General features: G+C 73.9%; 13 protein-coding genes. 6 read left to right on the top strand and 7 right to left on the bottom strand.

Annotated elements, in window-relative coordinates; genetic code table 11:
• Positions 1–3: 3 nt before the first annotated feature.
• The 3 genes from ACFYT9_RS08170 to ACFYT9_RS08160 form a co-directional block, all read right to left on the bottom strand.
• A complete protein-coding gene (locus tag ACFYT9_RS08170; protein ID WP_389161760.1) occupies positions 4–459 on the bottom strand; it encodes a hypothetical protein in 456 nt (151 codons plus the stop codon).
• Between the two features lie 140 nt (positions 460–599).
• A complete protein-coding gene (locus ACFYT9_RS08165) occupies positions 600–1,001 on the bottom strand; it encodes a Zn-ribbon domain-containing OB-fold protein (RefSeq protein ID WP_389161758.1) in 402 nt (133 codons plus the stop codon).
• Positions 998–1,450, bottom strand: a complete 453-nt coding sequence (locus ACFYT9_RS08160) for a DoxX family membrane protein (protein ID WP_389161757.1) — start codon at positions 1,448–1,450, stop codon at positions 998–1,000. Before ACFYT9_RS08160 ends, ACFYT9_RS08165 begins: the two co-directional genes overlap by 4 nt.
• Before the next feature lie 155 nt (positions 1,451–1,605).
• Here ACFYT9_RS08160 and ACFYT9_RS08155 point away from each other — a divergent pair, with 155 nt between their 5' ends.
• The 5 genes from ACFYT9_RS08155 to ACFYT9_RS08135 all read left to right on the top strand — a co-directional run bounded on the left by ACFYT9_RS08155 (position 1,606) and on the right by ACFYT9_RS08135 (position 10,453).
• Positions 1,606–2,799, top strand: coding sequence for a flavin-containing monooxygenase (locus tag ACFYT9_RS08155; RefSeq protein WP_389161755.1), 1,194 nt, complete (start codon positions 1,606–1,608; stop codon positions 2,797–2,799).
• A 156-nt stretch (positions 2,800–2,955) separates the two neighbouring features.
• On the top strand, positions 2,956–5,178 hold the full coding sequence (locus tag ACFYT9_RS08150; RefSeq protein WP_387271613.1) for an acetate--CoA ligase family protein: 2,223 nt from the start codon (positions 2,956–2,958) through the stop codon (positions 5,176–5,178).
• Between the two features lie 141 nt (positions 5,179–5,319).
• A complete protein-coding gene (locus ACFYT9_RS08145) occupies positions 5,320–6,042 on the top strand; it encodes an enoyl-CoA hydratase/isomerase family protein (RefSeq protein WP_389162108.1) in 723 nt (240 codons plus the stop codon).
• Positions 6,043–6,142: 100 nt separating this feature from the next.
• Positions 6,143–9,787 carry a hypothetical protein gene (locus tag ACFYT9_RS08140; RefSeq protein WP_389161754.1) on the top strand — a complete coding sequence of 1,215 codons (3,645 nt, stop codon included), beginning with the start codon at positions 6,143–6,145 and terminating at the stop codon, positions 9,785–9,787.
• A gap of 51 nt (positions 9,788–9,838) precedes the next feature.
• Positions 9,839–10,453 carry a flavin reductase family protein gene (locus ACFYT9_RS08135; protein ID WP_389161752.1) on the top strand — a complete coding sequence of 205 codons (615 nt, stop codon included), beginning with the start codon at positions 9,839–9,841 and terminating at the stop codon, positions 10,451–10,453.
• Here ACFYT9_RS08135 and ACFYT9_RS08130 read toward each other — a convergent pair.
• From ACFYT9_RS08130 to ACFYT9_RS08120, 3 genes are all read right to left on the bottom strand, one after another.
• Complete coding sequence (locus tag ACFYT9_RS08130; protein ID WP_389161750.1) at positions 10,440–10,901, bottom strand: hypothetical protein; 462 nt, start codon at positions 10,899–10,901, stop codon at positions 10,440–10,442. The two genes, ACFYT9_RS08135 and ACFYT9_RS08130, sit on opposite strands and share 14 nt — an antisense overlap.
• 7 nt (positions 10,902–10,908) lie before the next feature.
• On the bottom strand, positions 10,909–12,189 hold the full coding sequence (locus tag ACFYT9_RS08125; RefSeq protein ID WP_389161748.1) for an MFS transporter: 1,281 nt from the start codon (positions 12,187–12,189) through the stop codon (positions 10,909–10,911).
• A 91-nt stretch (positions 12,190–12,280) separates the two neighbouring features.
• Positions 12,281–13,510, bottom strand: coding sequence for an MFS transporter (locus tag ACFYT9_RS08120; RefSeq protein WP_389162107.1), 1,230 nt, complete (start codon positions 13,508–13,510; stop codon positions 12,281–12,283).
• Positions 13,511–13,604: 94 nt separating this feature from the next.
• On the opposite strand from ACFYT9_RS08120, the gene ACFYT9_RS08115 reads away from it, so the two are divergent.
• Positions 13,605–14,594 carry a GlxA family transcriptional regulator gene (locus ACFYT9_RS08115; protein ID WP_389161746.1) on the top strand — a complete coding sequence of 330 codons (990 nt, stop codon included), beginning with the start codon at positions 13,605–13,607 and terminating at the stop codon, positions 14,592–14,594.
• A gap of 55 nt (positions 14,595–14,649) precedes the next feature.
• On the opposite strand, the gene ACFYT9_RS08110 is transcribed toward ACFYT9_RS08115, so the two are convergent.
• Entirely contained in the window at positions 14,650–15,699 is a 1,050-nt protein-coding gene (locus tag ACFYT9_RS08110; RefSeq protein WP_387271601.1) for a Zn-dependent alcohol dehydrogenase, read from the bottom strand.
• Between the last annotated feature and the right edge of the window lie 114 nt (positions 15,700–15,813).

The following is a 15,813-nucleotide window of genomic DNA, read 5'->3' as shown; positions in this document are numbered from 1 at the left end:
CGGTCAGTTCCCCTTCGCCTGGCCGCCGACGGCCTCGGTGTCCTCGTACCGCGCCTTGAGACGGTTCAGATCCCCCAGGACCGCCTCGTCGGACCTGGCGAGGTCGTGGCCGGCGCCCTCCAGGAGCCCGCCGAGCGCCTCGCACCGCCCGTTCACGTCGCCCAGGTACTTCTTCCAGGAGTCGTACAGCTCCTTCTGGGCCGCCGCGCTCAGGACGTTCGCACCGTCCCCCAGACCGGCCTGGCCGTCGGACAGCGCCGTCGCTCCCTGGCCGACGCCCTCCTTCAGGCCCTTCACACCCTGGCCCGCCCGCGCCCAGGCCTTCTTGTCCGACCTCAGGTCCCCGGCGGAGGTGCCGGACCCTCCGCCGTCCACGGAGGCCGCCTGGTTCAGCCGCATCCGGTCGGAACCGCTCTGCGCCGAGCCGGCCTTGAGCTGCTCCCACTCGTCCCACGCCATGCGCGCCCCCCCGTCCCCCGCCGTCGGCGCCGACGTGCCGCCGGAACGTCGCCTTCGACGGAGCCCCATCCTACGAACTCCTCTGCTCCTCAACGCTGTCCGGGAACGGAGGCGGGATGAGTACGCGTGCTCTTGCGTACTCAGGAGGGAGGTGCCGTGAAGACCGGTACGGCGACGCCGTCCACGCCCGCCCGGAAGGCGACCTCCAGCTCCATGTCGACGCGCAGGGCGTCCTCCGGCACGTCCACGACCTCCGTCATCATGCGCGGGCCCTCGGCCAGGTCGACGACGGCCGCCACGTAGGGGACCCGGGCGTCGAAGGGCGGGAGGTCGTTGCGGTGGACGACGGACCAGGTGTAGAGGGTCGCGCGGCCGGTCGCCGGCTCCCAGACCACGTCCTCGCTCCAGCAGTGGGGGCAGAACTCGCGCGGGTAGTGGTGGGGGCGGGCGCAGGCGCGGCAGCGGCGGATCAGGAGGCGGCCCTCGGCGGCGGCGTCCCAGTAGGCGCGGGTGAAGGCGTCGATGTCCGGGGTGGCCGTCATCGGAAGAGTCCGATCGCGGAGTCGAGGGACCAGGTCTGCCAGGACAGGGCGAAGAGGGCCACGAGGGAGATCAGCGCCATCATCGCGTTCTGCCCCTGCTCGGCCCAGTCGTGGATCATCAGGACGAGGTAGAGCAGGTTGAGGAGAAGGCCGCCGATCAGGGCGACCGGGGTGAGGAAGCCGCTGACCAGGCCGAGGCCGAGGGCGAGTTCGGCGTAGACGACGACGTACGCCATCAGCTTGGGGCGGGGGGCGACGACCTTCTCGAAGCCGGTCCGCACGGGCGCCCACCGGTGCTTGGAGGCCACGTCCGCCGCCCAGGCGATGCCCGTGCCGCGCTCGAACCAGCCCTCGCGGTCCTTGTGGCGCCAGCTCTCCAGCCACCACAGGCCGAGGCCGATGCGGAGGACGGCGAGCCATTCGGCGCCGGTGAGCCAGACGGTCTGCATGCGCGGGCCTCCTCGAACCTACATATCTGACGGTACGTCAGTTCAGCGCAGCGCCCCCGGCCTCCGCAAGGGGTCGGCGCGCGTGACCGTTTCGCAACCGAAATCCCTCCGGGACCGAGACCCACTGCGTGTACACGTCATTACGCTCAGCATTCATGGTCACCACCCCCCAAGAGCCGGTGTACGTCATCGGCGCCGGCCCCGGCGGGCTCGCGGTCGCCGCCACCCTGCGCGCCCGCGGCGTCCGCGCCGTCGTCCTGGAGAAGTCCGGGGAGGTCGGCACCTCCTGGCGCGGCCACTACGACCGGCTGCGGCTGCACACCACGCGACGCCTCTCCGCCCTCCCCGGGCTGCGGATCCCCCGCTCGTACGGCCGCTGGGTCGCCCGCGCCGACCTGGTCCGCTACCTGGAGGCGTACACCGAGAAGCACGAGCTGGACGTCGTCACCGGCGTCGAGGTGCACAAGATCGAGCGGGCGGAGGACGGGACCGGCACCTGGGTGCTGCACGCGACCGGCGGACGGCGGCTGACCGGCCGGGCGGTCGTCGTCGCCACCGGCTTCAACCACACGCCGAGCGTGCCGGCCTGGCCGGGGCTCGACAGCTACGAGGGCGACCTCACCCACGCCCGCGAGTACCGCAACCCCGAGGCCTACGCGGGCAAGGACGTGCTCGTCGTCGGCATCGGCAACACCGGCGCCGAGATCGCCGCCGACCTCGCCGAGGGCGGCGCGGGCCGGGTCCGGATCGCCGTCAGGACCGCGCCGCACATCCTGCGCCGCACCACCGCCGGCTGGCCCGCGCAGCGCAGCGGCATCCTCGTCCGCCGGCTGCCGGTCCCGCTCGTGGACCTGCTCGGCCGGGGCCTCGCGCGCTTCGCCTCGCCGGACCTCACCGCGCACGGGCTGCCGCGCCCGACCGCCGGGCTCGCCAGCCGCGTCCGGGAGGGCGCCATCGCCGTCCAGGACGTCGGGCTGGTCGCGGCGATCCGGGCCGGGAAGGTCGAGGTGGTCGCGGCCGTCGAGGCGCTGGAGGGCCGCGAGGTGGTCCTCGCCGACGGCAGCCGGATCACCCCGGACGCGATCGTCGCCGCCACCGGCTACCGCCGCGCCCTCGAACCCCTCGTCGGCCACCTCGACGTCCTCGACCCCCGCGGCCGGCCCACGACCCGCGGCCCGCGCAGCCCGCGCCAGGCGCCCGGGCTCTATTTCACCGGGTTCACCAACCCCATCAGCGGAATGCTGAGAGAACTGTCCCGGGACGCGGAGCGGATCGCCCGGCGGATCGCCCGGACCCAGCGCCCGGAGCGGAAGAAGGGCCCCCGGGGGCCGAAGAAGCCGAAGCCCTGACCGTCCGTCCACGCGTGCCCGAAGGCCCCGCCCCGGCGGGGTCTTCGCGCTTCCTCCGCACCGCCCCATTCCTGACTGAGCGTCAGTTCTGTAATCTGACTAGGCGTCAGGTCACTTGTCCGGGACGCGTCCTGAACGGAAGGGCGGAGCGCAACGATGCTTGGATCGACTCACGGCACCTTCACCACCGGTCTGCGCGCCCGCGTGGAAGCCTGCGGGGAATCGCCCCGCACCGCCGTCCACGGGCACGCCGCCGCGCCCGGCGACCGGGACGTCAGCGGCCGGGCGCTGTACGCCGAGGTCCCCGACCTCGACCGGTTCTTCCGGCCCCGGTCCGTCGCCGTCGTCGGCGCCTCCGACACCGAGGGCCGGCCCAACACCGGCATCACCCGGCAGCTGCTCGCCTGGGCCGAGCGGGTCGGCGCGGAGCTGGTGCCGGTGCACCCGACCCGCACCGCCGTCTTCGGCATCGACTGCGTGCCGTCCGTCAAGGCCCTCCCCGGGCCCGTGGACCTCGCCGTCCTGCTCGTCGCCGACCCGCTGCCCGTCGTCGAGGAGCTGGGCGAGGCCGGGGTGCCGTTCGCGGTCGCCTTCGCCTCCGGCTTCGCCGAGACCGGCGCCGACGGGGCCGCCGCGCAGGAACGGCTGGCCGAGGCCGTGCGCCGTACCGGCGTCCGCCTCCTCGGACCCAACACCAACCTCAACGCCTTCGAGCGCTTCCGCGACGACCTCGACGGACCCGCCGTCGCCCTCATCACCCAGTCCGGGCACCAGGGCCGGCCCCTCTTCACCCTCCAGGAGCTCGGCGTCCGGCTCTCCCACTGGGCGCCCACCGGCAACGAGGCCGACCTGGAGACCGCCGACTTCCTCTCGTACTTCGCCTCCCTCCCCGAGGTCGGCGCCATCGCCGCGTACGTCGAAGGGCTCAAGGACGGGCGGTCCTTCCTGCTCGCCGCCGACCGCGCCGCCCGCGAGGGCGTGCCCGTGGTGGCGGTGAAGGTCGGCAGGACCGAGACCGGGGCGCGCACCGCCGCCTCCCACACCGGGAAGCTCACCGGCGCGGACCGGGTCGTGGACGCGGCGATGCGGCAGTTCGGGGTCATCCGGGTCGACGGGCTCGACCAGCTCCAGGACACCGCCACCCTCCTCGCCCGCGCCCGCAAGCCGGTGGCCGACGGCGTCGTCGTCTACTCGATCTCCGGTGGTACGGGCGCCCACTTCGCCGACCTGGCGACCGCCGCCGGCCTGAACCTGCCCACGCTGAGCCGGGCCAAGCAGGACGAGCTGCACCAGTGGATCCCCGAGTACCTCCGCGTCGCCAACCCGGTCGACAACGGCGGGCACCCGGTCGGCGACTGGCGCGGCCGGAAGATCATCGACGCGCTCCTCGCCGACCCCTCCGTCGGGGTCCTCATCTGTCCCATCACCGGCCCCTTCCCGCCGATGAGCGACAAGCTCGCCCAGGACCTGGTGGACGCGGCCGAGGCCACCGACAAGCTGGTGTGCGTGGTGTGGGGCTCCCCGGTCGGGACGGAGGACGCCTACCGGACCACCCTCCTCGGCTCCTCCCGCGTCGCCACCTTCCGCACCTTCGCCAACTGCGTCGGCGCCGTGAAGGCCTACCTCGACCACCACCGCTTCACCGCCGGCTACCGCTCCCCCTTCGACGAGGCGCCCCGCACGCCCTCCCCGTCCTTCCGCAAGGCCCAGGCGCTGATGCGGCCCGGGCAGCGGCTCAGCGAGCACGCGGCGAAGCAGCTGCTGCGCGCGTACGGCATCCGCGTGCCGCGCGAACAGCTCGTGACGAGCGCGGCGGCGGCCGTCCGGGCCGCCGGGCTCGTCGGCTACCCGGTGGTGATGAAGGCGTCCGGCGGACAGCTCGCCCACAAGACGGAGCTGGGCCTGGTAAAGGTCGGGCTGACCTCGGCGAGCCAGGTCAGGGACGCGTACCGCGACCTCACCGACATCGCCCGCTACGAGCAGATCGACCTCGACGGCATCCTCGTCTGCCAGATGGTCGGCAAGGGCGTCGAGATGGTCGTCGGGGTCACCCGCGACGACCTGTTCGGGCCGACGGTGACGGTCGGCCTGGGCGGGGTCCTGGTGGAGGTCCTGAACGACACCGCCGTGCGCGTGCCCCCCTTCGGCGAACAGGAGGCCCGCTCGATGCTGGACGAGCTGCGCGGCCGGGCCCTCCTCGACGGCGTGCGCGGCGCGCCGCCCGCGGACGTCGACGCGCTGGTGGAGGTCGTGCTGCGGGTGCAGCGCATGGCCCTGGAACTCGACGGCGACCTCGCCGAACTCGACATCAACCCGCTGATGGTGCTGCCGCGCGGACAGGGCGCGGTGGCGCTGGACGCGCTGGCGGTCTGCCGATAGGAGCCCCTCGTGTCATCGGACGTACCTGCGGACGTGCCTGCGGTGCCCGGCGCATCCGACGCATCCGACGTACCTGAGCCCGACGTCCTGCACTCCGTCGAGAACGGCGTCGCGTGGATCACGCTCAACCGCCCCGAGGCGATGAACGCGGTCACCTGGGACCAGCGGGAGCGGATCATCGCCCTGCTCGCGGACGCCTCCGCCGACCCGTCCGTACGGGCCGTGGTGGTGACCGCCACCGGCCGGGGCTTCTGCGCCGGCGCGGACCTGCGCGGGGGGCCTCCGGCCGGGGGCGAGCGGGTCGTCGGGGACGTCTCCCGCATGATCCGGCAGGGCGCGCAGCGGTTCATCGCCGCCGTCATGGACTGCGAGAAGCCGGTGATCGCGGCGGTGAACGGTACGGCGGCGGGGATCGGCGCGCACCTGGCCTTCGCCTGCGATCTGGTCCTCGCGGCCGAGTCCGCCCGCTTCGTCGAGGTCTTCGCCCGGCGCGGCCTCGTCCCCGACGGCGGCGGGGCGTACCTGCTGCCGCGGCTGATCGGGCCGCGGCGGGCGAAGGAGCTGCTGTTCTTCGGGGACGCGGTGCCGGCGGCGGAGGCGTGCGCGATGGGCCTGGTCAACCGGGTGGTCCCGGCGGAGGACCTGGACAAGACGGCCCGCGCCTGGGCGGAACGCCTCGCCCAGGGCCCCACCCGCGCCCTCGCGCTCACCAAACAGCTGGTCAACGCCTCCCTGGACACGGACCGCGCGACCGCTTTCGCGGCGGAGGCGACGGCCCAGGAACTGAACATGACGACCCGTGACGCGCAGGAGGGGGTGGCGGCGTTCGTGGAGCGGCGGGAGGCGGGGTTCGAGGGGCGGTAGCGGGTGTGGGCGGGTGTGGGCTTGTCGGGGGCCGCCCTTACAGTGTGTCCGCGCATATGGAGTGCATATGCCGTTCACATTTCCCGGGGGGGAAATCACGATGTCTCACCCCGCGCACCCCCGCGCACGTTCCGGAAGATCCGGAAGATCCCGAAGAGCCCTCTTCCTGGTCCCCGCCCTGCTGACGGCCCTCCTGGCCCCGGCCCTGCCGGCGGCCTACGCGGCCGACCAGCCGCCGACCGCGCCGACCGCGCCCACGGCACCCTCGACCGCCCCGACCCCGGCCGCCGAGATCCCGTCGGCTGAGGCCCCGGCCACCGAGGCCCCGCAGGCCCCGCAGGCCCCGGCGGAGGATCCGGCACCCGAACCCACGCCGACGCCCACCGACACGGCCGAGCCGTGCCCCGCGCTGCCGCTCGCCCCGCTGGGCGACCCGGGCGACGCGGTCAGGCAGGTCACCATCGAGCCCGGCACCACCGCCTGCTTCACCGTCACCGTCGAGACACCCGGCACGCACCGGATCCTCATCGACGGCAGCCACGACACCTATCCGGGGCTGTACGCCGGTGAGGACCGGGTCACGTGCGACGACTCGCGGTACAAGGACGCCTGGTGCGACCTGGCCGCCGGTCGGTACACCCTCAAGCTCCCCAACACCGACTGGCAGAGCGCCGAGAACCGGGTCGCGCTCGTCCCGCTGATGGCCACGGCCGCCGGCCCCTGCCCCGCCGTCCCCGGCACCGGGTACGACACGGCGCCCGTCACCGGCACGGGCGTCGGCCCGCTCGGGGTCGTCTGCCACTCCTTCACCGCGGCCCCGGGCGAGCGGATCACGCAGAAGCTCCGGCGCGAGACCTACGGCGACTCCTTCGCGTGGATCTCCGACGCCACCGGCAGACGCCTCTGCACGGAGCGCAACCAGGACGGCTCCGAAGGCTGCGTCCTGCCCGAGGGCACGTCCGGCTACCGCGTCCACGCGGTCGTCGGCCACCAGGAGGACGGCTCACCGGCCGCTCCGTACTCCCTGGAGGTCCGCCGCCTGTCGGATCCGGCGGGCTGCGCCACCGTCGCCCCGACCGTCTACGGCACCGCGCCGGACCGGTCCGGCGCTGCGACCGGCTGCAAGACCTTCACGCCCACCGTGTCCGGCCTCCACGACGTGCGGGCGGTGGACGAGGACGGCAACCGCGGCACCGTGCACGTGTACGCGAAGGACGGCACCTACGCCTGCCGGAGCTACGACCAGCCCTGCGCGCTGACGGCGGGCACGGCCTACACCGTCCTCACCGACGAAGCGGTCCAGATCCTCAGCCGCACCTCCGCCGAGGGATGCGCCGACGGTGTGACCGTCGGAACCACCCTGCGGGGCACGTTCTCCGCCCCCGGCGAGATCGACTGCCTGACCCTGCCGCTGCCGCAGGGCGCGCACCTCGCCGTCCTCTCGGACCGCACCACCGCCCTCACCGTCCACGACGCGACCGGCGCCCAGCGGTGCAGCTTCTCCGACGGTCTCCCGGAGGGCGGCTGCGTGCTCACCGGCACCGCCCCGTTCCGGCTGATCGTCGCCGACGGGGACACCACCGAGGGGGGCGACGGCTACGGCCTCGTCGTCCACCGCACGGACGCGGCCGTCTCCTGCCCCGAGTTCACGGCCGGCACCTTCGCCGCCGCCCCGCCCCGGTCGGTCGTGCGCACGGGTGGCGGCGTCTTCGGCGGCTGTCTGACCATCCCCGCCGCCGCCCACTCGGCCCTGGAGCTCATCGAGATCACGAGGGCCACCCGGGCGGAAGCGGTCGTCGTGGACGCGCACGGCCGCGTCGCGTGCAAGCTGGAGACGTACGACGTCTACGTCTCCAGCAGCCTCTGCGACCTCACCCCGGGGCTCGCGCACACGGTCCTCGTCCAGGGCAGCGACGTGCCCGCGGAGACCGGCCTGACCCGACGGGACGTCACGGGCACCGCCCGCGGCTGCGTCGCCACGCCGGCCGTCGCCGTCGGCGGTCCCTCCGCCGCGGGTACGGGGGCCTCCGGCGCGACCGTGTGCCACCAGATCCGGACGGCCTCGGCCGGGGACACGCTGCACCTGAACGTCCGGAAAGCCGGGAACAGGACCTCGTTCATCGTCCTGGACGCCCGGGGCGAGGTCGTCTGCGGATACTGGGACGACGGCTGCGTAGCCACCGGCTCCACCGCCTACCAGATGCTGATCGACATGCCGTTGACCGCCGGCTCGCCGGTCGCCTACCGGATCGACGCCGTGCGCATCGGCACGCTCGCTGGGCCCGCCCCGGAGTGCGCGAAGGTGGCGAACGTCAGCTACGGCTTCGGCCCCCTCACCGGCACCCTGACCGAGCAGCGCGCCTCGCTCTGCTGGTCTCTGCCGACGGCCACCGGCGACCGCTTCGACGTAGCGATGAGCCCAGCGGGCACCTTCGAGACCATGCCACGCCCGGTGCTCTACCCGTGGGACGGGAAGGTGGACCTGTGCGGCGGCACGTACTCGGATCGGGGCGAGCTCTACTGGTGCGCGATGACGCGGGAGGGCAGCACGAAGACGGCCAGGAGGAGCACGCTCCTGATGGTCCTGCCGGATGGGCCCGCGCAGGCGTCGATGCCGGTCAAGGCCCAGTTCACCTGCTCCGACGCCGTCTGCGGCACTGACGAGCGCGACCTCAAGGCCGTCGGCCCCGCCACCGTCGGCCGCGGGAAGATCTCGATGACCGTCACCGGCTCCGCGCTGCACTCGTCCGCGAAGGTCGTCGTGACGAACGGTTCCTTCCGGGCCGAGTCGACCACGCTCGCCGTCGCGCCGGACCGGCGCAGCATGACGGTGGCGCTGGACCTGACGAGGGCGCCGATCGGTTCGCTGAGCGTCAGCGTGTTCGCGTTCGGCGTGCAGTACTCCAAGCCGTCCGTGCAGGTCGTCGCCGCCCTCCGTAACACCGCCCCCGCCTCCTTCACCGGGACCGCCGTCGTCGGCGGGAAGGTGACGGCGAAGGCGGGGACCTGGTCGCTGCCGGTGGACTCGCTGGCGTACCAGTGGAGGGCGAACGGGGTCGCCGTCGCGGGGGCCACGGCCTCCGCGTACACGGTCCCGGCCTCCCTCCAGGGCAAGTCGCTGTCCGTCTCGGTGGTCGCCCGCAAGGCCGGGCATCCGACGCTGACGTCGACCAGCGCGGCCGTGGCCGTGAAGGGCGTCGCCCCGAAGGCCACCCGGGCCCCGGTCATGACCGGGGCCGTGAAGGTCGGGGCGAGGGTGTCGGTCTCGGTCGGGAGCTGGTCGCCGGCCGCGAGCTCGTACGGCTACCAGTGGCGGGCGAACGGCGTCGCGATCTCCGGCGCGACCGGTTCCGCGTACACGCCGACCGCCGCCGTCCGCGGGAAGAAGCTGACCGTCACGGTCACCGCGCACCGCACCGGGCACCTCAGCGGCTCCGCCACCACGGCCGGTGTCACGGTCGCCTACGGGGTCGCCCCGAAGGCGACGAAGGCGCCGTACCTGACCGGCACCGTCCGGGTCGGGCGGACCCTCACCCTGAACCGGGGCACCTGGACGCCCTCGCCGACCTCGTACGCCTACCAGTGGTACGCGAACGGGCGGGCCGTCAGCGGCGCCACGAAGTCCACTTTCGTGCCCGGCAAGGCCCAGCGCGGCCAGAAGATCACCGTCAGGGTGACGGCCCACCGCACCGGGCACACCTCCGGGTACGCCTGGACCCGCGCGACGGGCGCCGTCGCCGGATAGACCGCGCCGCCGCCTCCCCGGGTGTTCCCATCTGACGCTGCGTCAGTTTCAATGCTGCACATGATGGGACACGCGGGGATGGCGGCCAGCGCCGTCCGACACCTGAGAGCGGCCGGGGCGCCCACGGCCGTCGAACACCTCCCCCGGCCCGCCCTGCGGGCCGTGCGCGAGGACGAGAGGGCGCCCGTCGACCCGGCGGAGTTCCGGCGCGTGCTCGGCCACTTCGCCAGCGGCGTCACCCTCGTCACGACGGCCGACGACGCCGGCCCGACCGGCTTCGCCTGCCAGTCCTTCGCCTCGCTGTCGCTGGACCCCCCGCTGGTGGCCTTCATGGTCGCCCGCACCTCGACCACCTGGCCGCGCATCGCCGCCGCCGGGACCTTCTGCGTCAACGTCCTCGGGGCCGGACAGGGGCCGCTGTGCCGGGCGTTCGCCGTCAGCGGCGCCGACAAGTTCGCGGGCGTCGAGTGGTCCCCCGCGCCCGTCACCGGCGCGCCCCGGCTCGCCGGCGTCCCCGCCTGGATCGACTGCGCGGTCACCGCCGTCCACACCGGGGGCGACCACCTGATCGTGGTGGGGCGCGTGGAGGCACTGGGGGCGGTGGAGGAGGGCGGCGAGCCGCTGCTGTTCCACCGGGGGCGGTTCGGGGGGTTCAGCGGCGGGTGAGGACGCGGCGGTCGTGGCGGGCGTCCACCGAGTAGACGATCTCCGGGGCGGACGGGGTGCCGATCACGTCCCACTGCATCCAGTTCATCCCGACGCCGCAGTCGGTCCCGATGCTCACCACATGACTCCAGCGCGGACGGGACTCGGTGAACGCCCAGCTCGCGTCCTGGTCATGGCACCACTTCGGGAAGCCGTATCCGGAACCGTCCGCGTTCGTCACCTCGAACAGGTACTTGACGCCCGACAGCACCACCTTGCCGTCCGCCTTCAGCGTCACCACACCCCCCTCCCCGTCCTCGTACCGCCCCACCAGGTCCGCCCGCGACGGCCTCGGCGCGTCCTCAGGGCCCAAGACCCTTGTGTACGTGCCTATTCCGGCGATCGTCGCCGCCGCCGGCACCATCAGGGCCGCCCACAGCAGCCACGGCTTGTTCCGCCAACTCCCCATGCGCCCATCATGCCTGGCGGCGGCGGATGACGAGGGCCATCAGGGCGGCCGCCGCGCACAGGGCTCCGGAGGCGTACCAGACGAGGTCGTAGGAGCCGAAGACGTCGCGGGCGACTCCGCCGGCGAAGGCGACGACGGCGGCGCCGACCTGGTGGGAGGCGAGGACCCAGCCGAAGACGATCGCGGAGTCCTCGCCGTAGTGCTCGCGGCAGAGGGCGATCGTGGGCGGGACCGTGGCGACCCAGTCGAGGCCGTAGAAGACGATGAAGAAGACCATCGGCGGGTGGACGGAGGGGGCCAGGAGCATGGGGAGGAAGAGGAGCGAGACGCCGCGCAGGGCGTAGTAGACGGCGAGCAGGCGCCGGGTGTCGAAGCGGTCGGTGAACCAGCCGGAGGCGATCGTGCCGACGACGTCGAAGACGCCGATGACGGCGAGGAGCCCGGCGGCGGCGGTGACCGGCATGCCGTGGTCGTGCGCGGCGGGCACGAAGTGGGTCTTCACCAGGCCGTTGGTGGAGGCGCCGCAGATCGCGAAGGTGCCCGCGAGGAGCCAGAAGGGGCCCGTGCGGGCGGCCTTGAGGAGGACCGTCACCGCGCGGCGGGCCGCGCCCGTCACCGGGGCGGGCTTCTCGGCGTACTCCCCGCCGTACGGGGCCAGTCCGACGTCCGCCGGGTGGTCGCGGAGCAGCAGCCAGACGAACGGGACGACGGCGAGCGCGGAGAGGGCGACGGTCACGGCGGCCGGGCGCCAGCCGTGGTCCTCGACCAGCCAGGACAGGAGCGGCAGGAAGACCAGCTGGCCGGAGGCGCCGGCCGCGGTCAGGATGCCGGTGACGAGGCCGCGGCGGGCGGTGAACCAGCGGTTGGTGACGGTCGCGGCGAAGGCGAGCGCCATTGAGCCGCTGCCGAGGCCGACGAGGATCCCCCAGTAGAGGACGAGCTGCCAGGCGGCCGTCATCCAGACGGTGAGCAGCGAGCCGAGCGCGATGACGGAGAGGGCGACGGCGACCACCCTGCGGATGCCGAAGCGGTCCATCAGGGCGGCGGCGAAGGGGGCGGTCAGGCCGTAGAGGGCGAGGTTGACGGAGACGGCGAAGCCGATCGTGCCGCGCGACCAGTCGAACTCGCTGTGGAGCGGTTCGATGAGCAGGCCCGGGAGGGAGGCGAACGCGGCGGCGCCGATGATCGTGACGAAGGTGACCGCGGCGACGGACCAGGCACGGTGGAGGCGTGGTGCGCGGGGAGCGGGGGCGGGGGCGGAGGGTCGGTGCTCCGTTGTCTGGGCCATGCCATCGAGGATGCTGGCCGGATCCCGCCCCCCACCACTGGCCCGACTGCCAGGTTTGCAACGGATCGGGCCACCACCCCCGGCCTCTTCCCTACGCCAGTCGCGGCAGGTTCCTGATCGGCCGGACCGCCAGCAGCGCCCCCACCACCAGGACCGCGATCCCGGCACCCGCGAGCAGCACCGCCTCCGTGCCGACCACCCCGGCGACCGGCCCGGAGAGCGCCCGGCCGACGCCCATCATCAGCAGGGATCCGGCCACGTCGTAGGCGTGCATGCGGTTCAGGGCCTCCTGCGGGACGTGCGTCTGGACCGCCGTGGACCACATGACGAGCCAGAACGCGAAGGCGGTGCCCGCCACGAGCTGCCCGGCGGCCAGGACGGCGACGGGCGCGCCGAGGCCGAGGAGCACCAGGTTCACCGGGAGGCCGAGGAGCGCGACGGCGCCGGAGGCGAGGGGGCGGCGGGGGCGGATGCGGAGGGCGAGGAGCCCGCCGAGGGCGCTGCCGGCGCCGTTGGCCGCCATCAGCGCCCCGTACACGGCCGAGCCGTGGTCCCCGGTGACCAGGCTCGCGGTCAGCGGCACCATCGGGCCGGCGACGGTCAGCCCGTACACCGTCCAGATCGCGATGACCCCCCACAGCCAGCTCCGCGAGCGGAACTCACGCCACCCGAGGGCCAGTTCGGCGCCGAAGGAGCCGCGCTCACGCTCCTCGGACGGGGCTCTCGCCGGGATCCGCATGAGCAGGAAGCAGACGGCGCTGACGGCGAAGGTGGCGGCGTTGGCGGCGAAGGCCGCGCCCGCGTTCCAGGCGGCGACGAGGAGGCCGGCGAGGGCAGGGCCCGCCATCGTCATCAGCGCCTCCGCGACCCTCAGGACGGCGTTGGCGCGCTGCACGTCGGGGGCGATGCGCGGGATGGTCGAGGCGACGCCCGGCTGGAAGAGGGCGGCGCCGACGCCCGCGACGACGGAGAGCGCGTACACGGCCCACAGGGGCGGGCTGCCGACCGCGAAGGCGACGGCGAGGAGCGCGGCTCCGGGCAGCCGCAGCAGATCGGCGGTGATCATCATGCGGCGGGCGGTGAAGCGGTCGGCGAGGACGCCGCCGAAGAGGACGAAGACGGCGAAGGCGGCGGTCCACAGGCCGAGCGCGTAGCCGACGGTGGAGCCGGGCCTCCCGGCGCCGAGGAGTCCCGCGGCGAAGGCGACGGGGACCATCCCCTCGCCGAGCACGGCGGCCGACCTGGCCGTGAAGAAGAGCCGGAAGTTACGGTTCCAGAGTGCGGGCGGCTCGATCGGCGGGGGAATCAGCGCGTCGGCCACAGACTTGTACGTGTCGTCCTGATGCGTGTTGTCCGTCACGGACAGCCAGTCGTACCACCGAGTGGTCTGGACCACCACTGCTTTTACGAGGGGAGTGCCCGTGCCGCGACCGCCGCACCGCGTCGTCGTCCTCGCCCTGCCCGGGCTGCTCCCCTTCGAGCTGGGCATCCCGCACCGGATCTTCGGCCGCGCCGTGGACGCCGGGGGGCGGCCGCTGTACGAGATCGTGACCTGCGCGGTGACCGCGGGTCCGGTGCCGACCGACGCGGACTTCTCCGTCCACGTCGAGCACGGGCCGGAGGCGCTGGCCACGGCGGACACGGTCGTCGTGCCCGCCTCGTACGAGCTGGGACCGGTCTACGAGGAGGGCAGGCTCACCGACGAGCTGGCCGCCGCCCTCGCGCACGTCCGGCCCGGCACGCGGCTCGTCGCGATCTGCACGGGCGGGTACGTGCTGGCCGCCGCCGGCTGGCTCGACGGGCGGCCCGCCACCACCCACTGGTCGTCCGCCGACCACTTCCAGCGGCTCTTCCCGACCGTACGGGTCGACGCCGACGTCCTCTTCGTCGACGACGGCGACGTGCTCACCTCGGCGGGTGTCGCCGCCGGCCTCGACCTGTGCCTGCACATCGTGCGCCGCGACCACGGCACCGCGATCGCCAACGAGGTGGCCCGCCGCACGGTCGTCCCGCCGCACCGGGACGGCGGCCAGGCCCAGTACATCGCCCGCCCCGTCCCGGACACCAGCACCCACACCACGACCGGCGCCCGCGCCTGGGCGCTGGCCCACCTCCACGAGCCGATCCAGCTGCGGGACCTGGCCGAGCGGGAGGCCATGAGCGTCCGCACCTTCACCCGCCGCTTCCGCGACGAGGTCGGCGTCAGCCCCGGCCAGTGGCTCACCCGGCAGCGGATCGAGCGCGCCCGGCACCTCCTGGAGACCAGCGACCTGCCCGTGGACCGGGTGGCCCAGGACTCCGGCTTCGGCACCGCCCAGTCCCTGCGCGTCCACCTGATGACCGCCATCGGCGTCACCCCGACCGCCTACCGGCGCACCTTCCGCACGGGCTTCCCCGCGCCGTGACCGCCGGGAGGCCGGGCCGGCGGGAAGCGGTGACCGCCGTCCGCCGGCGGTCCCGTCAGAAGACGAGCACCCCGCGCGCCACCTTCCCCGCCTCCGCCTCCTCCCGGGCGCGGGCGAACTCCTCCACCGGGTAGGTGGCGGTGACGAGCTCGTCGAGGAGGAGGGTGCCGGTGCGGTACAGCTCCGCGTAGAGCGGGATGTCCTTCTGCGGGCGGGAGGAGCCGTACCGGCAGCCGAGGATCGACTTGTCGAGGAACATCGCGGCCGGCGGGAAGGACGCCTCCGCCTTCGGCGCGGTCATGCCGAGCAGCACCGCCTGGCCGTGCCGGTCGAGGAGGTCGATCGCGGTGCGGACGAGACCGGTGTGGCCGACGCACTCGAAGACGTGGTCGGCGCCGGTCGGCAGCACCTCCCGGACGCCGTCGGCGGAGCCGAGGAAGTGGGTGGCGCCGAAGCGGCGGGCCGGCTCCTCCTTGGCCGGGTTGGTGTCGACGGCGACGACGGTGAGCGCGCCCGCGATCCGCGCGCCCTGGATGACGTTGAGCCCGATCCCGCCGGTGCCGATGACGACGACGGTGTCGCCGCGCGCGACCTTCGCCCGGTTGAGTACGGCTCCGACACCGGTGAGGACGCCGCAGCCGAGCAGCGCGGCGGACGCGAACGGCACGTCCTCGGGGATCCGCACCGCCTGCACGGCCTTCACGACCGTCCGTTCGGCGAAGGAGGAGTTGGAGGCGAACTGGAAGAGCGGCCGGCCCTGCCGGGAGAACGGCTGCCCCGGCATCCCGATCGCCTTCCGGCACATCGTCGGCCGGCCCGCGTCGCAGTCGGGGCACGCGCCGCAGTTGGCGAGCGTGGACAGCGCCACGTGGTCGCCCGGGGCCACGTGCGTCACCCCCTCCCCGACCGCCTCGACGACCCCGGCGCCCTCGTGCCCGAGCACGACGGGCGGCGGGAAGGGGATCGTCCCGTCGATGACGGACAGGTCGCTGTGGCAGAGCCCGGCCGCCCGGATCCCCACCAGCACCTCACCGGGACCGGGGTCCCGCACCTCCAGGTCCGTGACGACCTCGACGCTCTTCCCGTCGAACACCACACCGCGCACGACGATCCCTCCCTCTCCTGAATGCCCGTGGACTGACTGCCGGGACCGACTGCCGGGACCGACTGCCGTGGCCCGACCGCGGTGGACCGACTGCCGTGGACCGACGCCGCCGAC

The sequence above is a fragment of the Streptomyces sp. NPDC004435 genome (genome assembly GCF_042873895.1).
Lineage (GTDB): Bacteria > Actinomycetota > Actinomycetes > Streptomycetales > Streptomycetaceae > Streptomyces.
This window is presented reverse-complemented; position numbering and strand designations above follow the sequence as displayed.